The organism is Pseudodesulfovibrio indicus (genome assembly GCF_001563225.1).
Classification (GTDB): Bacteria; Desulfobacterota; Desulfovibrionia; order Desulfovibrionales; family Desulfovibrionaceae; genus Pseudodesulfovibrio; species Pseudodesulfovibrio indicus.
In genome coordinates, this window is sequence record NZ_CP014206.1 from 1,058,293 (window position 1) to 1,074,288 (window position 15,996).

16 protein-coding genes are annotated in these 15,996 nt (G+C 68.0%); 8 read left to right on the forward strand and 8 right to left on the reverse strand.

The annotated features are described in order from the left end of the window. Positions 1–109 precede the first annotated feature (109 nt). On the reverse strand, positions 110–667 hold the full coding sequence (amrA, locus tag AWY79_RS04890) for an AmmeMemoRadiSam system protein A (protein ID WP_066801072.1): 558 nt from the start codon (positions 665–667) through the stop codon (positions 110–112). A 3-nt stretch (positions 668–670) separates the two neighbouring features. Further along, positions 671–1,954, reverse strand: coding sequence for an MFS transporter (locus AWY79_RS04895; protein WP_066806997.1), 1,284 nt, complete (start codon positions 1,952–1,954; stop codon positions 671–673). A gap of 99 nt (positions 1,955–2,053) precedes the next feature. Here AWY79_RS04895 and AWY79_RS04900 point away from each other — a divergent pair, with 99 nt between their 5' ends. After that, complete coding sequence (locus AWY79_RS04900; RefSeq protein WP_066801075.1) at positions 2,054–2,821, forward strand: substrate-binding periplasmic protein; 768 nt, start codon at positions 2,054–2,056, stop codon at positions 2,819–2,821. A 4-nt stretch (positions 2,822–2,825) separates the two neighbouring features. Here AWY79_RS04900 and AWY79_RS04905 read toward each other — a convergent pair whose 3' ends face one another. Then, the gene (locus tag AWY79_RS04905; protein WP_066801078.1) at positions 2,826–4,070 is read right to left on the reverse strand and encodes a bifunctional cobalt-precorrin-7 (C(5))-methyltransferase/cobalt-precorrin-6B (C(15))-methyltransferase; all 1,245 of its coding nucleotides are present in this window, start codon (positions 4,068–4,070) and stop codon (positions 2,826–2,828) included. A 148-nt stretch (positions 4,071–4,218) separates the two neighbouring features. Here AWY79_RS04905 and fsa point away from each other — a divergent pair, with 148 nt between their 5' ends. Further along, positions 4,219–4,866, forward strand: coding sequence for a fructose-6-phosphate aldolase (gene fsa / locus AWY79_RS04910; RefSeq protein WP_066801080.1), 648 nt, complete (start codon positions 4,219–4,221; stop codon positions 4,864–4,866). Between the two features lie 71 nt (positions 4,867–4,937). Here fsa and AWY79_RS04915 read toward each other — a convergent pair whose 3' ends face one another. From AWY79_RS04915 to AWY79_RS04935, 5 genes are read right to left on the reverse strand one after another with little or no spacing between them, the layout of a single operon-like run. Next, entirely contained in the window at positions 4,938–5,777 is an 840-nt protein-coding gene (locus AWY79_RS04915; protein ID WP_066801082.1) for a glycosyltransferase family 2 protein, read from the reverse strand. A gap of 28 nt (positions 5,778–5,805) precedes the next feature. Then, positions 5,806–6,900, reverse strand: a complete 1,095-nt coding sequence (cbiD, locus tag AWY79_RS04920) for a cobalt-precorrin-5B (C(1))-methyltransferase CbiD (protein ID WP_066801085.1) — start codon at positions 6,898–6,900, stop codon at positions 5,806–5,808. 3 nt (positions 6,901–6,903) lie between these two features. Next, a complete protein-coding gene (locus AWY79_RS04925) occupies positions 6,904–8,397 on the reverse strand; it encodes an SDR family oxidoreductase (RefSeq protein ID WP_066801088.1) in 1,494 nt (497 codons plus the stop codon). Positions 8,398–8,412: 15 nt separating this feature from the next. After that, positions 8,413–8,682 carry a hypothetical protein gene (locus tag AWY79_RS04930; RefSeq protein ID WP_066801091.1) on the reverse strand — a complete coding sequence of 90 codons (270 nt, stop codon included), beginning with the start codon at positions 8,680–8,682 and terminating at the stop codon, positions 8,413–8,415. Positions 8,683–8,695: 13 nt separating this feature from the next. Next, entirely contained in the window at positions 8,696–9,688 is a 993-nt protein-coding gene (locus tag AWY79_RS04935) for an NAD(P)H-dependent glycerol-3-phosphate dehydrogenase (protein WP_066801093.1), read from the reverse strand. A 157-nt stretch (positions 9,689–9,845) separates the two neighbouring features. On the opposite strand from AWY79_RS04935, the gene ahbB reads away from it, so the two are divergent. The 6 genes from ahbB to AWY79_RS18960 all read left to right on the forward strand — a co-directional run bounded on the left by ahbB (position 9,846) and on the right by AWY79_RS18960 (position 15,729). Next, on the forward strand, positions 9,846–10,322 hold the full coding sequence (gene ahbB / locus AWY79_RS04940) for a siroheme decarboxylase subunit beta (protein WP_066801095.1): 477 nt from the start codon (positions 9,846–9,848) through the stop codon (positions 10,320–10,322). 8 nt (positions 10,323–10,330) lie between these two features. Next, positions 10,331–11,590 (forward strand): glutamate-1-semialdehyde 2,1-aminomutase, encoded by a 1,260-nt coding sequence (hemL, locus tag AWY79_RS04945; protein WP_066801097.1) that lies wholly within the window; start codon positions 10,331–10,333, stop codon positions 11,588–11,590. A 157-nt stretch (positions 11,591–11,747) separates the two neighbouring features. Next, on the forward strand, positions 11,748–12,773 hold the full coding sequence (locus AWY79_RS04950) for a cobalt-precorrin 5A hydrolase (protein ID WP_066801099.1): 1,026 nt from the start codon (positions 11,748–11,750) through the stop codon (positions 12,771–12,773). After that, positions 12,766–13,512 carry a precorrin-3B C(17)-methyltransferase gene (gene cobJ / locus AWY79_RS04955; RefSeq protein WP_066801101.1) on the forward strand — a complete coding sequence of 249 codons (747 nt, stop codon included), beginning with the start codon at positions 12,766–12,768 and terminating at the stop codon, positions 13,510–13,512. The genes AWY79_RS04950 and cobJ overlap by 8 nt, the downstream gene beginning before the upstream one ends. Before the next feature lie 168 nt (positions 13,513–13,680). Then, positions 13,681–14,088 (forward strand): cytochrome c3 family protein, encoded by a 408-nt coding sequence (locus tag AWY79_RS04960; protein WP_066801103.1) that lies wholly within the window; start codon positions 13,681–13,683, stop codon positions 14,086–14,088. A 72-nt stretch (positions 14,089–14,160) separates the two neighbouring features. Next, positions 14,161–15,729 carry a hypothetical protein gene (locus AWY79_RS18960; protein ID WP_066801105.1) on the forward strand — a complete coding sequence of 523 codons (1,569 nt, stop codon included), beginning with the start codon at positions 14,161–14,163 and terminating at the stop codon, positions 15,727–15,729. The last annotated feature ends 267 nt before the right edge of the window (positions 15,730–15,996 follow it).

Consider the following 15,996-nt stretch of genomic DNA (forward strand, 5'->3'; position numbering starts at 1 on the left):
CGGGTTGAGTGGCGGAGCGTGGCAGTTTCTATACAGCAACGTCAATGGTACACGAAAGTGAGAAAGCTTGTCGATAGGGGAATGCCACGGTTTCCGATCCGGGGAGGGCTCAGAAGACCACGGCCTCGAACCAGAGGATGTCGGTGTCCGGCTCCTTCCAGGCGTTGCGGGGAAGCCCCGCCTTGACGCAGGTCTGGGCCAGGAAGGTCTCGCGGTCCCAGTTCCACTCCACCGGCACCTGGGGCAGGAGCAGGCCGGACCGCCCCCCCCGGCGCATGATCAGCCCGTGGCGGCCGACCTCCACCAGGGTCGGGTCCGGGCACGGCGTGATCGGGCCGAGGACCGAAATCTCGTACTCCACGGCCCCGAACTCGCCCTCGGTCAGGGGCGGGAAGCGCGGGTCCTGGAAGGCGGCGGACCGGGCCATGTTCCAGACCGTGCGAAACAGCTCGCCCGTGCCCACGATGTTGCCGATGCACCCGCGCAGGGAGCCGCCGAGCTTGAGGGTGACGAACGCGCCCAGGTGCTCGCGCAGCTTGTCCGTGGGCGGCTCGTCCGGTCGGGCCGCGCCCTGGCCGGGGTGCAGCCCGGAGTCGATGGACGCCGCCACCAGGGAGCGCAGGTAGTTCTTTTCCTCGTCGGTGAGTTCGAAACGGAAATCGGACACGGTTCAATCCTCCTTGGGGGATGGGGGGTCGGGTACGAACAGCATGCCGGCCAGGCCGAGAACGAACAGGGCGACGACCGCCCCCATGCCGATCCGCTGGCTGCCCGAGGCCAGGGTCAGCCAGCCCACCAGGAACGGGCCGATGAACGAGGTCAGCTTGCCGGACAGGGCGAGCAGCCCGAACATCTCGGTGCGCAGCTCGGCCGGGGCCGCGGCCGCCAGGTACGACCGGCTGGAGGCCTGGACCGGCCCTACGAATATACCGATGGCCAGCCCGAAAATCCAGAACAGGGTCTTGTCCTGCACCAGCAGGATGGCCGCGCCCGGCACCACCAGCCCCACCAGGGACAGGAGGATGGTCCGGCGCGGGCCGATCCGGTCGTCCAGCCAGGCGAAGGAGGCCGCCCCCAGTCCGGCGGTGACGTTCAGGCCGATGCCGAAAAGGATGACCTCGCCCGGCTCCATGCCGAAGGTGGCCGCCGCATAGATGCCGCCGAAGGCGAACATGGTGGTCAGCCCGTCGTTGTAGAACATGCGCGCCAGCAGGAACAGGGCGATGTCGCGGTGGCCGCGCAGGTCGCGCAGGGAGTCGCGCAGCTGGACCATGGCCCGGCCCACGGCGCGGGACAGGGGGATGCCGGTGGACGGCGCGTCCGGGGTGAACAGGAAGAGCGGCAGGCAGAAGAGCAGGTACCACAGGGCTGTCAGGGGCATGACCGCGCGGATGTGCAGGGCGTGGTCGCGGGAGACCCCGAACCAGCCCGGCGGCTGGACCAGGCCGTACAGGGCCACGACCAGCAGGACCAGCCCGCCCGCGTAGCCCAGCCCCCAGCCCCAGCCGGACCAGCGGCCCACGGTGCCGGGCCTGGCCAGGTCCGGGAGCATGGCGTTGTAGAAGACCATGGCGTATTCGCTGCCGATGGTCCCCGCGCCGGCCAGGAGCAGGGCGGGCCAGACAAAGTCGGCCTCCGGCCGGATGAACCAGAGCAGCCCGGTGGCCAGGATGCACAGCGCGGTGAAGGCGGCCAGCCACGGCTTGCGGCGGCCGGAGCGGTCGGCCACGGCCCCGAGCACCGGCCCGCCCAGGCCGATGACCAGCCCGGCCACGCCCATCATGTTGCCCCACAGGGCCGTGCCCAGGGTCTCGTTTTCGGCCACGGCCCGGGTGAAGTAGGCGGCGAAGACGAAGGTCTGGACCAACGCGGCGAAGCCGGAATTGGCCCAGTCGTAGAGGGCCCAGGCGACGAGCGCCCTAACGGGCCGGGCGGAGGGGCGGGGTTCGGACATGGCGCGAGGGTAATACATGCGCCCCCCGCCCGCCAGCACAAGGTCCGGCAGGGCGCAAAAAAGATATGCCGCTCCCGCACCCTGTGATACGGAGAAGCCATGCGCGCTCATTCCTCCCTTCTCCTGCCCGTCCTTTGCCTGACCCTCCTGCTCTCGCTCTCTCCCGCCGTCCATCCGGCGCATGCCGGGGAAGAACCCCTGCTCCTGGTCTCCGGCAACTACGAGCCGTACGTCATCGCCCAGGGGACGCGGCCCGGCCTGCTGTCCGAAATCGTCACCCAGGCCTTTGCCGAGCAGGGCATCCGGGTCGAAATCCGTTTCTACCCCTGGCGGCGGTGCGCCCTGATGGTCGAGACCGGCGAGGCGTTCGCCGCCTTCCCCTACGCCCGCACGGACAAACGCGCCCGCTATGCCTGGTTCAGCGACGTCATCTGGGTCTGCCGCAACGTCTTCTTCTACATGAAGGGGCGCATGGGCGAGTTCGACTTTACCACCCTGGAGGCGCTGCGGCCGTATCTCATCGCCGGGACCTCCGGCAACTATTACGAGGAAGTGTTTCGGGAGAAGGGGCTGACCGTGGACTACGCGCCGGGCGAGGCGTCGGGCGTGCGCAAGCTGTGGGAGCTGCGGACCGCCCTGTTCGCCGAGGACGAACTGGTGGGCCGGACACTGATCGCGCGCATCTTCCCCGCCCGCCGCGACCGGTTCGGATGGACCCCCACCCCGTGGAACCTCAACCCGCAGCACCTGATGGTCTCCAAGGCGTACCCCGGGGCGCGCGAGCTGATGGACCGGTTCAACGCCGGGCTCTGGGCGATCCGCGACAGCGGCGCCTACGACCGCATCGTCGAAAGCTATCTGAAGTAGCGGGTCAGGGCTTTTCGGCCCACAGGATGAAGACCGGGTTCTGGGCCTTGAAGCGCAGGTCCCCGGCCAGGGAGTCCGTGGCCGAGGCCTGGAGCTGGGTCACGCCGAAGTGCCAGCCCATGGCCTTGAAATGGTCCTTGGCCACGTGCAGGGAGTCGAGCAGGATGCAGTGGACCACGATCCTGCCGTTGGGGCGGAGCCGTTCGCAGGCCGTGCGGAGCAGGGAACTCTCCTGGTTGGACTCGCCGCCCAGCCCGCCGCCGATGAAGATGCGGTCCGGTTCGGGCAGCCCCTTGAGCGCGTCCGGCATCTCGCCGAGCACGGTGTCCACCAGCCACGCCCCGGTGCGCCGGATGTTCTCGCGGATCATGGCCGCGCGGGTCTTGTTGCGCTCCACGGCGAAGACACGCCCCCGCCGGGCCAGGTGGGAGGCCTCGATGGACACCGAGCCGCAGCCCGCGCCGAGGTCCCAGACCGTGGAGTCCGGGGTCACGTTCAGGTGGGCCAGCCCGGCGGCGCGCACGGGCAGCTTGGTGATCAGGTTCTTCTGGTGCATGTAGAAATGGTCCGGGATGCCCAGCGCCAGGGCGATCTCCGGCGGGTACTGGCGTTCCAGGACGACCAGGTTCAGCGGCGCGAACTCCATGCCCCAGGTCTCCCACAGGGCCAGGGGCCGGACCTGCTCGTCCGGGGAGCCCAGGTTCTCCAGCACGGTCATGGAGAAGCAGTCCGCGCCGCGCTCCAGCAGGGCGCGGGCCACCTCGGCCGGGGTGTTCACCGCGTCGGTGAAGACCGCGATCAGGTCGGCGCGGACCAGGGCCGCGTACAGGGGCGAGAAGTCGTCGCGTCCGTGCAGGGAGACGAAGTCCATCTCCTGCCAGGGCAGGGCCAGCCGGGCGGCGGCCATCTGGACCGTGGACACGTTCGGCTCGACCACCAGGTTCTCGCGGCCCAGCGCCTCGCCCAGCCGCTTGCCGATGCCGAAGAAGAGCGGGTCGCCGTCCGCCAGGACGACCACGGACCGGCCCTTGCCCGCGGCCTTGCGCACCTGGTCGATGACCGGCTTGAGCGCGCCCGTGATGGCCAGCCGCTCGGCCCGTTCCGGGATCATCCCGTCGGGGCAGGCGTCGAGCAGCCGTTTGCCGCCCACCACCAGGTCCGCGGAAGCCAGGGCTTCGGCGGCGGCGGGAGTCGGGGCGAGGGTGCCGGGGGGCAGCCCGATGATGCGCACGGGTTTCCTGTCGGTCATTGCCGCAATGTAAACGAAACCCGTGACGGGGGGAAGCAAAAGCGGTCCCGGCGAAAACGTTTGCGGAAGGTTTCCACTTTATTTTGTTTATGTTATGACCTGCGCATCAATGAGCGGACCGTCCTGTTCCCCTCACCTAGGAGGACCCATGCAATTCTTTCTCGATACGGCCAATCTGGATCAGATTCGCGAAGTCGCCGACCTCGGGCTCTTGGACGGCGTGACCACCAACCCCACCATCATGTCCCGCGAGGGCGGCGACTGGCGCGAGCAGGCCGCGCGCATCTGCGAGCTGGTGGACGGCCCGGTCTCCCTGGAGGTCATCGCCACCAATCACGAGGCGATGATCAAGGAGGCCAAGGACCTGGTCTCCTTCGGCCCCAACGTGGTGGTCAAGATCCCCATGATCGCCGAGGGCCTCAAGGCGCTCCGGGAGCTGACCGAGCGCGGCATCAAGACCAACGTCACCCTGGTCTTCTCCCCGGCCCAGGCCCTGCTGGCCGCCAAGCTCGGGGCCACCTACGTCTCCCCCTTCGTGGGGCGGCTGGACGGGCTGAGCCAGTCCGGCATGGAGGCGGTGGAGCAGATGCGGACCATCTTCGACAACTACGACTTTTCCACCAAGATCCTGGTCGCCTCGGTGCGCCACCCCCTGCACGTCCTGGAGTCCGGGCTGATCGGCGCGGACGTCATCACCCTCCCGTACTCGACCATCATGCAGTTGGTGCAGCACCCGCTGACCGACAGCGGCCTGGCCGCCTTCCTGGCGGATTGGGAGGCGTTCCAGAAGAAATAGCCGCCGCTGCGCGGCCCGTTGCACGAAAAAGGGTGCCGGGATTCGTCCCGGCACCCTTTCCTTTTGACGGTTCACTTGTCGCCCGCGCCCAGTACCGTGCTCTCCACGGTCTTGAGCAGCGCCCGGACGTCGTCCGGGGAGGGGATGTGCCCGCGCGGGAAGGCCTGGGCGTGCAGCCGCCCCCGCCGGAAGTCCTCGGCCCACTGGCGGACCAGGGGGTGGAAGAAGTCCGGGTTGTTGCGCACGATGGCCGCCTTGGACGGGCCGTCGTTGGACTCGGCCTTGCGCGAGAAGTTGTCGTCGTGGAAATGGTAGTCGTAGAGGGGATCGCAGATGTGCTCGAAGTGCGCGCCCAGGGAGACGCACTGGATCCAGAAGTCCCAGTCCTCGTAGTCGGTGTTGTCCGCGTAGCGCACGCCCGCGTCCCACAGCTCGCGCCGGTAGAGCGCGGTGGTGGGCAGGATGTTCTGCATGCGCAGCAGCGCCTGGTCGAAGTCGGGCAGCTCCACCAGGAACCGCCCCTCCGGGGTGCAGCGGAAGTAGTCCGGGTAGACCCCGGCGGCGCGCGGATCTTCCTTCAGGACCTCCAGGCAGACGGCCGTGAACTCGGGGCGCAGGGCGTCGTCCGGGTCCAGGCAGAAGAGATATTCGCCGCGCGCCAGGGACAGGCCGTGGTTGCGCACCGGGCCGGGGTGCCCCTGCCGGTCCAGGGCCTCGATGATGAAATTCTCGCACTCGATCCTCTCGGCCCACTCCTCGATCCGGGCCAGGGAGTCGTCCGTGCTGGCGTCGTCCACGAAGATGATCTCCACGTCCTCCAGGCCCAGGTGCTGGGTCGCCAGGGAGTTGAAGCAGCGGCTGAAGAACCGCGAATAATTGTGGTTGGGAATGACGATGGAGATGGTCGGCATGGCTGGTTCCTCCCTGTTCCGATTCAGCCTACAGCGGGTGGCCGTCGAAGTCGAACACCGCGTACGTCGCCCGACAGCGTCCGGCGCAATGGCCGCCCGCCGCCCGCGCCGCCCTGTCCGCGAGCAGCCGGACCAGCGCGGGCCGGGCCGGGTCGTCCTTGAGCAGGTCCAGAACCTGGATCGCGGTGTTGGCCGAGCACACGGCCGGGGCCAGGGCCGGGTCCGCGCCCGCCTCCAGGCAGCGCTCGGCCAGCAGCCCGAAATCCACGGGGTGGGTCCGGGCGTGGGTGTACTCCACGCCCTGGGCCTGCTTGACCAGCTTGCCGAAAAAAACGGCCCAGGTCACGCGCTCGAAGCCGCGATCGGCAGCGGCCCGCATGGCGAAGGCGAAGAAGTCGGCGGCCTGGATGAGGGCCTGCTCGGGCATGTCCGGATGCGCTTCGAGATAGAACCGCTCGCTGCGCCGTCCGGTGGTGAAGACCGGCTCGGGCAAGCCCATGGCCCGGGCCACGTCCAGCCCCTCCTCGATGGTCGCCTTCCAGGAGGCGTGGGAGTAGGGCTTGACGATGCCCTGGGTGCCGAGGATGGAGATGCCGCCGAGGATGCCCAGCCGGGGATTCAGCGTCTTCAGGGCGATGGTTTCGCCCTCCGGGATCTCGATGACCACGTCCACGCGCCCGGCGGCCAGGCCCTCGGCGGCCAGCCGGACCGCGCGCTCGATCTGTTTGCGCGGTTCCGGGTTGATGGCCGCCTGGCCCACGGGTACGGGCAGCCCCGGCAGGGTGGCGCGGCCCACACCTTCGCCGCCGTCCAGGGTCACGGCCAGCGGGGTGTCCGCGTCCCGGTCCAGCCGGACCACGGCCCGGACCTCGCAGCCGTGGGTGGCGTCCGGGTCGTCGCCGCCGTCCTTGATGACGGTCACGCGCACCGAATCGCGGTCCCCGTTTTGGCGTCCGAAGTCCCGCTCGTACCGCTCGATGGGCACGGCCAGGGTCCCGCCCGGGGGCAGGGGCGCGTCCACGACCTCCGGGGTCTCGCCGGTCAGCAGGAAGCGGGTTCCGGCCATGGCCGCGGCCGCGGCGCAGGTGCCGGTGGTCCGCCCGGTGCGGAGTCCCCCGCCCATGGGCTAGACCACCCGCCGGGGCGGTTCGTAGAGGTGCGTCCCGGCCAGGTCGGAGATGTTCTCGATGATGTTCCGGAAGAGGATCACGTGGAAGGGGTACATGGCGTACCAGTAGAGCATGCCGGTCAGACCGCGCGGCAGGAACTTGGCGGTCATGGACAGGTCCACGGTCTTCTCCCACAGGGGGTCGAGGCGGAATTCCAGGAGCGCCTCGCCGGGCAGCCGCATCTCGGCCAAGAGGAGCAGCCGCCGCCCCTTGTCCGAGGCCAGCACGCGCCAGAAGTCCAGGGCGTCGCCCACGCGCGGCGAACCGGTCCCGTGGGGCCTGCCCCGGCGGCCCGGCCCGGCCAGCACGCGGTCGATGAGCGCGCGCAGCCGCCACAGCGGGTCGCCGTAGTACCAGCCGCGCTCGCCGCCGATGCGTTCGACCACTTCCCAGACCTTGTCCGGGTCGCCCTGGAGCCGCGCCTTGTAGCCCATCTCGAACCGGGTGCCGCCAGCGTAGTGGGGGTCGTCCGCCGAGGCCCATTCCGGCATGCAGGCCGAGCCCACGTCGAACAGGCAGGTCTCCACTGCCTGCTGTTCGGTCTTTTCCAGGGCGCGGCGGATGGCCTCGCGGCAGGAGAGCAGCTCCTGGGGGACCAGCGTGCGGATGCGCTCGTCGCGGCAGATCACCTCGTTGCGCAGCCCTTCGATCAGGGCGCGGGACAGGGCCATGGGGACCGGGGTGATCAGGGACACCCAGAAGGAGGACAGGCGCGGGGTGACGAAGGGCAGGGGCAGGAAATGGCGCCTGGGGATGCCCGCCACCTCCGAGTAGAGATGGAAAAGTTCCTCGTAGGTCAGGACGTCCGGGCCGCCGATGTCGAGGGTCAGCCCGGCGGTGGCCTCGTTCTCCAGGCAGCCCGCCAGGTAGCCGAGCACGTTGCGCACGGAGATGGGCTGGGTCCGGGTGCGGACCCAGGCCGGGGTGATCATGAACGGCAGCCGGTCGGCCAGGTAGCGGACCAGCTCGAAGGAGGAGGACCCGGAGCCGATGATCTGGGCGGCGCGCAGGGTGGTCACCCTGGCCGAACCGAGCGTCAGGATGCGGCCCACCTCGGCGCGCGAGCGCAGATGCTTGGAAAGGGGCTGGTCCGCGCGGTCCTCGCCCAGCCCGCCCAGGTAGATGATCCGCTCAAGGCCGGAATGGGTCGCGGCGCGGACCATGTTGTAGGCCGCGTCGCGCTCCTGCTCGGCGAAGTCGCGGCCGGGCTTGGCCATGGAGTGGACCAGGTAGTAGGCGGCGGAGCACCCCTCGCAGGCCCGCTTCAGGGCCTCGGAATCGTGCATGTCGGCCTGGACGGCCTCGACCTTGTCGCCCCAGGAGCGGGCGCGGATCTTGTCCACGCTGCGTCCGGCGGCGCGCACGGCGTAGCCGCGCTCCAGGAGCAGCGGCACCAGCCGCCCGCCCACGTAGCCAGTGGAACCGAGAACGAGGATGCGCCGGTCGGCCATGGGAGCCTCCCTTGCCTAGCGGGGTTTGGTCCGGAAGGTGAAGCCCTGGCCCTCGGGGTGGTAGCTCCAGCCGAGGTCGCTCATGCACATGAGGAACCGCTTGCTCTGCTTCTGTTTTTCCAGGGGGAACGCCTCGCCCGCCTGGACCTCGCAGGTCAGCGAGTCCTCCTTGAACTTCTGGTCCGCGAGACTGCCGGAGTAGTCCGGGTGGGTCCACGGCTTGGAGCAGCCGCCCAAAAGGACGGCTGCCGCGATCAGCACGGCGGGAAGGGTGGCATTGCGCATGTCGGCTCCCTGGTTATTCGTCCTTCAGGTCCCGGCTCATCAGGTCCCTGGTGGCCTGGGCCGGGTCCTTGCCCTCGTAGAGAATCTTGTGGACCTGGTCGGTGATCGGCAGTTCGACGCCGAGCTTCTTGGACAGGTCGTAGAGCGCCTGGGTGGTCTTGACGCCCTCGGCCACAGCCTTCATCTCGCCGATGATGTCGTCGAGCCTGGCGCCCTGGCCGAGCCGCAGGCCAACCTGGCGGTTGCGCGACAGGTCGCCGGTGCAGGTCAGCACCAGGTCGCCCATGCCGGACAGCCCCATGAAGGTCCGCTCCTGGCCGCCCATGGCCTCGCCCAGACGGGACAGCTCGGCCAGTCCCCGGGTGATGAGCGCGGCCCGGGCGTCGTGGCCGAAGCCCAGCCCGTCGGCGATGCCCGCGGCAATGGCGATGACGTTCTTGACCGCGCCGCCCAGCTCCACGCCCCGGTAATCAGGGGTGAAGTAGACGCGGAAATACGGGGTGGAGAAGGCCTCCTGCAGCTCGCGGCCCAGTTCGTGGTCCTCGCAGCCCAGCGACACCGAGGTGGGCATGTCCGCCGCCACTTCGGCGGCGAAGGACGGGCCGGACAGCGAGGCGTAGCGGGGCCGCTTGCCCTCCAGGGACTCGGCCACCACGCGGGACATGGGGGCCAGGGAGGACAGCTCGATGCCCTTGGACGCGCAGACGATCACCGGGCGTTCGGGCAGCAGGTCGCGGAACCCGGCCAGGGCCGGGCGGATGAACTGGCTGGGGATGACCACCAGGAAACAGCCCGCCCCCTCGAACGCGGCCTGCGGATCGGACTCCACCCGGAGTTTGTCGCTCAGGGTCACGCCCGGCAGGAACACGCGGTTCTCGCGGTGTTGGCGGATGTCGGCCACGACCTCGGGCTCACGCGCCCAGAGGGTGGTCTCGGTGCCGTTCTTGGCGAGCATGTCGGCCAGGGTGGTTCCCCAGGCGCCCGCGCCCATTACTGCTATCTTCATATGGTCGGGTCTCCTTCGTTGTCTTGTCGAGTTCAGGAGCATACGTCGCGCAGGGGCCGGTGGCAAGGGGCGCGGGCGTCCCGGTCCGGGGCTTCGGCGCGGTTTTTCCGGCTCATCCAAGTTGCATCCGGTCCCGGTGACGGGTATAGACCCACCCATGGCCATACAATTCACCACCACCGAGGAACGGATTCTCGCCCTGGCCGGCACGGACCTGCCGGACACCGAGCAGCCGTTCAAGACCATTGCCGAGGCCGTGGGCGTCAGCGAGCAGGAGGTCCTCGATCTCCTGGCCGACCTCAAGAAACGGAAGATCATCAGGCGATTCGGGGCCACCCTGCGCCACCAGAAGGCGGGCTACGGGCACAACGCCATGGTCGCCTGGCGGGTGCCGCCCGAGCGGTCCGACGAGGTGGGCGAGATCTTCGCCGCCCGGCCCGAGATCTCCCACTGCTACATCCGCCGGACCTACCCGGAGTGGACGTACAACTTCTACACCATGATCCACGGCGAGCGGCCGGGCCACACCGACGAGGTGGTGGCCGAGCTGGAGCGCGCCGTGAACATCGACGACCACTGCACCTTGAAATCCCTCAAGGAACTCAAGAAGACCTCGATGGTCTATTTCAAATAGGAAAAGCCATGGACTCCAAATCGCTCTACGCCAAGGCCCAGACCCTCATGCCCGGCGGCGTCAACTCCCCGCTGCGCGCCTGCAAGTACGTCAACTCCGAGCCGGTCTTCATCATGAATGCCAAGGGCGCGTACCTGTGGGACGTCGAGGGCCGCCGGTACATCGATTACGTCTTTTCCTGGGGTCCCATGATCCTGGGCCACCAGGACCCCGCCGTGACCGAGGCCGCCCACGTGGCCGTGGACCACGGCTCCAGCTACGGCGCGCCCTGCCTGGACGAGGTCGCCCTGGCCGAGGAGATCAACAAGCTCATCCCGTCCATGGAGATGATGCGCATGGTCTCCTCCGGCACCGAGGCCACCATGTCGGCCCTGCGGCTGGCGCGCGGCTACACCGGCCGCGACAAGTTCGTGAAGTTCATCGGCAACTACCACGGCCACGCCGACGCCTTCCTGGCCGCCGCCGGTTCGGCCGCGGGCACGGTGCCCGGCACCCCCGGCGTGCCCGAGGCGGTCATCAGCCACACCCTGCTGGCCCACTACAACGACCTGGACGCCGTGCGCGCCCACTTCGAGGCGTCCGGCGACGAGATCGCCTGCGTCATCGTGGAGCCGTGCGCGGGCAACATGGGGCTGGTCCTGCCCAAGGACGGGTTCCTCCAGGGGCTGCGCGACCTGTGCGACCAGTACGGTGCACTGCTCATCTTCGACGAGGTCATCACCGGTTTCCGCCTGGCTCTGGGCGGGGCTCAGGCGCGCTACGGCATCAAGCCGGACCTGACCACCCTGGGCAAGATCATCGGCGGCGGGTTCCCGGTGGGCTGCTACGGCGGCAAGCGCGAGATCATGGAACACATGGCCCCGGTGGGCGGCGTGTTCCAGGCGGGCACCCTGTCCGGCAACCCGGTGGCCATGGCCGCGGGCCTGGCCGCGCTCAAGCGGCTGCAGGAATGCAACTACGAGGGGCTGGAGGCCCGGACCAAGGCGCTGACCTCGGAGCTGGTCTCGATCATCGAGTCCAAGGGCAAGCCCGTGTACCTGGCCCAGGTCGGCTCCGCCTTCACCATGTATTTCTCGGACAAGCCCGTGACCGACATGGTCTCCTCCGGGCAGTGCGACTACCAGGCCTACGCCGCCTACTGGAAGCAGATGATGGCGGCGGGCGTCTACCTGGCCCCGGCGGGCTTCGAGTGCGCCTTCACCTCCTTCGCCCACTCGGACGAGGATTTCGAGCGGACCCTGGACGCGGCCCGGAACGTGAAGTTCTAGCATCAAACAGGCCGGATTCGATCCTTTGGCGGGCCGGGGGCGCGGTGCTCCCCGGCCCGTTTTTCGCGTCGTCCACGCTCCCCGCAGTGGTGAAAAAACTCCCAGTCATGTTACGTTTTCGCTTTTCGCGATTGCCGGTTACTGGTATCTCAAAATAATGCCAGCAAAGAAAATCGCCATCTACGCACTGACCTCCAGGGGACTGGCCGTCGGGACCCGCCTGGCCGCCAAGCTGCCCGGCACCCTCTATGCCTCCAAGTCGCTGGAGCCGGACGACGCCATGCCGTTCGAGTCGCTGACCCATCTCGTGTCCGCCACCTTCAACACCTTCGACGGACACGTCTTCGTGGCCGCCGCGGGCATCGTGGTGCGCTGCATCGCCCCGCATCTCCAGAGCAAGGAGACCGACCCCGCCGTGGTCTGCATGGACCAGAACGGGCGGTACGCTGTCAGCCTGCTGTCCGGCCACCTGGGCGGGGCCAACGAGCTGGCCGACCGCTGCGCGCGGATCATGGGCGGCCTGCCGGTGATCACCACGGCCACGGACACGGCGGGCGTGCTGTCCATCGACACCCTGGCCGACGCCAAGGGGCTGGTCATCGGCAACATCGAGAAGGTCAAGAACGTGAACATGGCCCTGCTGGAAGGGCACACCGTGCAGCTGTACGACCCGGAGGACTGGCTCGGCCTGGCCTGGGACACCAGTTTCGAGGTGGCCGGACCCGACGGGTGGAATCCGCACCGGCCCGGCATCTGGGTCTCCTGGCACGCGGACAGCCCCGAGGGCGCGCTGTCGCTGCATCCGCGCGTCCTGCATCTGGGCATCGGCTGCCGCCGGGACGTCACGGCCTACGAGATCCTCGATCACGTGCACGAGGTCTTCCGGCGCAACGGCTTCGCCATGGAGTCCATCGCCTCGGTGGGGTCGGTGGAGGCCAAGCGCAACGAGGCCGGGCTGCTGGAGGCCGCCGCCGAACTCGGCGCGGAACCTGTATTTTATTCAACGGCGCAGCTTGCGGCCATCGACGCTCCCACCCCGTCGGACAGGGTGCAGGAGCACATGGGCGTGCCCAGCGTGGCCGAGGCCTCGGCCCTGCTGGCGGCCCACGGAGGAGAACTCATCGTGACCAAGGAAAAGACCTCGACCGTGACCCTGGCCGTGGCCCTGACCAGCCGTGCTTAAGGCGGTCAGTCTGGGGCCGGGCGATCCGGGGCTGCTCACCCCGGCGGCGCTGCAGGCCATTGCCGACGCCGAGGTGGTGGCCGGGTACAAGGCGTACATCGAACTGATCCCCGCCGAGCTGCTCAAGGGCAAGCAGGTGGTGTCCACGGGCATGATGGGCGAGGTGGACCGGGCCAGGCAGGCCGTGGAGACCGCCCGGCAGGGCAAGGCCACGGTCATGGTCTGCTCCGGCGACGCGGGCATCTACGCCATGGCCGGGCTGCTGCTCGAGATTCTGGAGGCCGAGGGGCTGCTGGATGCGGTCCCCTTCGAGGTCATCCCCGGCGTCCCCGCCTTCAACGCGGCGGCGGCCCTGCTCGGCGCGCCGCTGATGCACGATTTCGCCTCCATCTCCCTGAGCGACCTGCTGACCCCCTGGGAGCGCATCGAGCAGCGGCTTCGGGCCGCGGCCAGCGCGGATTTCGTCATCGCCATCTACAACCCCCGCTCGCGCAAGCGCAGCGACCACCTGCGCCGCGCGCTGGACATCATCGGCGAGTTCCGCAGACCGTCCACCCCGGTGGGCGTGGTGGGCCGCGCCTACCGCCCCGGCCAGAGCGTGGAGGCCGTTCCCCTGCGCGGGGTCGATGTGGGAAAGGTGGACATGCAGACCGTGCTCATCGTGGGCAACTCCGCCACCCGGATGGTGGGCGGGAGGATGCTCACTCCCAGGGGATATCACCGCAAATACGACCTCTAACCCCGCTGGAGCAAAGTGAAAATGGTCCTTGCAAACAAGGGCCGATTTCGGGTAAAAGCAAGGGTCTACGATGGCAGCCCCCGCTTGACAGGGGGTGGATACTTATTTATCCCGCATAGTAGAGAGTGTGACTGTTTATTCTTTTATGCAACAGGAGGAACTAGGTAAATGAAGAAATCTCTCATCATCAGCCTGATGGTGGCCGCCCTGGTGTGTGTCTTCTGCCTGCCCGTGGTTATTGCTGCCAACGCGCCGGCCGATTCTTACACCATGGAAGTCCCCGCCGGGCAGAAAGCCACTAAGGCAGCCGTGACCTTCCCGCACAAGAAGCACGTTGACAACGGACTCGACTGTCTGGTCTGTCACCACAAGGCCGCGAGCAAGGACGACGTCAAGGGTTGCTCCGCCGAGGGTTGCCACACCGACGCCAGCAAGGCCGCCAAGAAGGATCCCGCCGGATTCTACTCTGCTTTCCACAGCAAGAAGTCCGACGCTTCCTGCCTCGCCTGCCACAAGAAGGAAAAGAAGGCCGGCAAGGCCGTTCCGGTTGGCTGCAAGGAATGCCACGCTGAGTAATCCGCAAGGATGAATCGTAGGGGGGCTGTCCAGAACGGCCCCCCTTTTTAAACCTGTCCTCCGGAGGTAACAATGACCCCGGCTCCCCCGCCTCCCACCGATGACAAGCTCGAAGTGAGCGAAGTCTTGAACGATCCTGCAGCAGACCACAAGGAACTGGACCCCGAGACCGTGGACGCGGACTTCGAGCAGGAGCTCGAAGACCTGTTCGCGGACGATCTCGCACCCGCTGTGGACGAGAGCGAAGGTCCCGTGCTGCTGGAGGACGAGGAGGACGAGGAGCCGCTGATCCTGGACGACATCGTGGAGGAGGTCGCGTCCGCGGCGGATTCCGCGGACGGTCTGGAAGACCTGGACGCCCTGCCCGGCCTGGACGACGATGACGACGATCTGATCATCCTCGAAGACGTGATCGAGGGACTGCCCGCCGAGAGCGGGGCGGCCGCCGCCGAGCCGGTGGAGCCGGAACCGGCTCCCGGACCGGAGGACATCGAGGCACTGGTGGACGACATCGCCGAGCCGGACGATACCGTGACGGACGAATCCGAAGAGGTCGAGCCGGTCATCGACCTGGACGACCTGGTGGAAGAGCCGGGCGAAGCGGACGATGATACCGACGACATCATGGACCTCGACGCCCTGATCGAGGAGACCGCCGGGACCGAAATGGAACCGGAATCCGAAATTTCCCCGGAACCGGAGATTTCCCTGGACCCCGAAGACATGATGGACATCGTGTCCGCCGATGAGGGGGCCGACGAGGTGCCGGTCGAAGAGGCCGTTGCCGACGAGGACATCGAGTCCCTCATGGACGAGCCGGAACTTGAGCTTGAAGCCGAATCGGAGCCCGAACTTGAACTTGAGCCCGAAGCCCAACTCGATTTTGAGCCTGAGCTCGAATCCGAACCGGAAGTCGCGGCCGAGCCTGAGCCTGTGCCTGTGCCCGAAATCGAACCCGAGATAGAGCCCGAGCCCGAAATAGAGCCTGAGGTTGAGCCCGAACCGGTCATCGAGCCGGAGCCCGCCCCCGAGCCGTTGGTCGTGGCGGGCAACGTGTTCCAGCGCGCCGCCACGCCTGTCGAGGCCGAACCCGAAGAGGAGCCGGAGCCGGAACCTGAGTTCGAGGCTTATGCCGAACCCGAAGAGGAACCGGAACCTGAGTTCGAGGCCTACGCCGAGCCCGAAACGGAGCCGGAACCGGAATTCGCGACCGACGCCGAACTGACCGGCCTGGAAGGGCTGGACGACGACGATATCGAGGACGTGGACTCCCTGCTCGACAACGTCGAGGTGGACGTTTCCGACGTCATGGACGCCGATCAGGGCGAGGACGAGGACATGGGCATGCTCGGCCTGGACGAGGAGTCCCTGGAGGACGTGCTGACCGCCGAGGCCATGCCCCCGGACGCGGGCATGGACGTGTCCGACGATGTGGACGTGGACCAGCTCCTGGCCGAGGCCCGGAGCGAGGCGGGCGAAGCCACCATCGGCGAGCTCCAGGACAAGGTCCGGTTGCTGGAGGACCGCGTGGAAGAGCTGGAACGGCGGCTGCGCGACGAGATCGCCAAGATGGTCCCGGCGGAAGCCGCCCGCATCATCCGCGAGGAGATCGCGGCCCTGGCCGCTGATTTCGAGGACTAACGCGGGGCGGCTTGCGATAGCGGGCCATCCGCACATTTTTCGGCCCCGATCCAATCCTCGCGTAGTAAGCTACGCTGCGGTTGTCTCGGGTCCGAGAAAATGCACGGCTGACCCACTCTCCCAAGCCTATTCCGGGGCGGAGAGCCGCTGTCGGGCGGCTGCGCCGCCCGAATCGCTCCAAGGGGGCGGTTGGGACTTCATCTGATGGTGGGGTCTTTTTTTATGGGTGCTGGCGCACCCGATTTCTTTTATCGCCCAGGACAAAGG

Bases quoted from the DNA above. Each gene is read 5' to 3' on its own strand.
- AWY79_RS04895 (WP_066806997.1), bottom strand. From the start codon at position 1,954: ATGTCCGAACCCCGCCCCTCCGCCCGGCCCGTTAGGGCGCTCGTCGCC.
- AWY79_RS04900 (WP_066801075.1), top strand. From the start codon at position 2,054: ATGCGCGCTCATTCCTCCCTTCTCCTGCCCGTCCTTTGCCTGACCCTC.
- AWY79_RS04905 (WP_066801078.1), bottom strand. From the start codon at position 4,070: ATGACCGACAGGAAACCCGTGCGCATCATCGGGCTGCCCCCCGGCACC.
- fsa (WP_066801080.1), top strand. From the start codon at position 4,219: ATGCAATTCTTTCTCGATACGGCCAATCTGGATCAGATTCGCGAAGTC.
- AWY79_RS04915 (WP_066801082.1), bottom strand. From the start codon at position 5,777: ATGCCGACCATCTCCATCGTCATTCCCAACCACAATTATTCGCGGTTC.
- cbiD (WP_066801085.1), bottom strand. From the start codon at position 6,900: ATGGGCGGGGGACTCCGCACCGGGCGGACCACCGGCACCTGCGCCGCG.
- AWY79_RS04925 (WP_066801088.1), bottom strand. From the start codon at position 8,397: ATGGCCGACCGGCGCATCCTCGTTCTCGGTTCCACTGGCTACGTGGGC.
- AWY79_RS04930 (WP_066801091.1), bottom strand. From the start codon at position 8,682: ATGCGCAATGCCACCCTTCCCGCCGTGCTGATCGCGGCAGCCGTCCTT.
- AWY79_RS04935 (WP_066801093.1), bottom strand. From the start codon at position 9,688: ATGAAGATAGCAGTAATGGGCGCGGGCGCCTGGGGAACCACCCTGGCC.
- ahbB (WP_066801095.1), top strand. From the start codon at position 9,846: ATGGCCATACAATTCACCACCACCGAGGAACGGATTCTCGCCCTGGCC.
- hemL (WP_066801097.1), top strand. From the start codon at position 10,331: ATGGACTCCAAATCGCTCTACGCCAAGGCCCAGACCCTCATGCCCGGC.
- AWY79_RS04950 (WP_066801099.1), top strand. From the start codon at position 11,748: ATGCCAGCAAAGAAAATCGCCATCTACGCACTGACCTCCAGGGGACTG.
- AWY79_RS04960 (WP_066801103.1), top strand. From the start codon at position 13,681: ATGAAGAAATCTCTCATCATCAGCCTGATGGTGGCCGCCCTGGTGTGT.
- AWY79_RS18960 (WP_066801105.1), top strand. From the start codon at position 14,161: ATGACCCCGGCTCCCCCGCCTCCCACCGATGACAAGCTCGAAGTGAGC.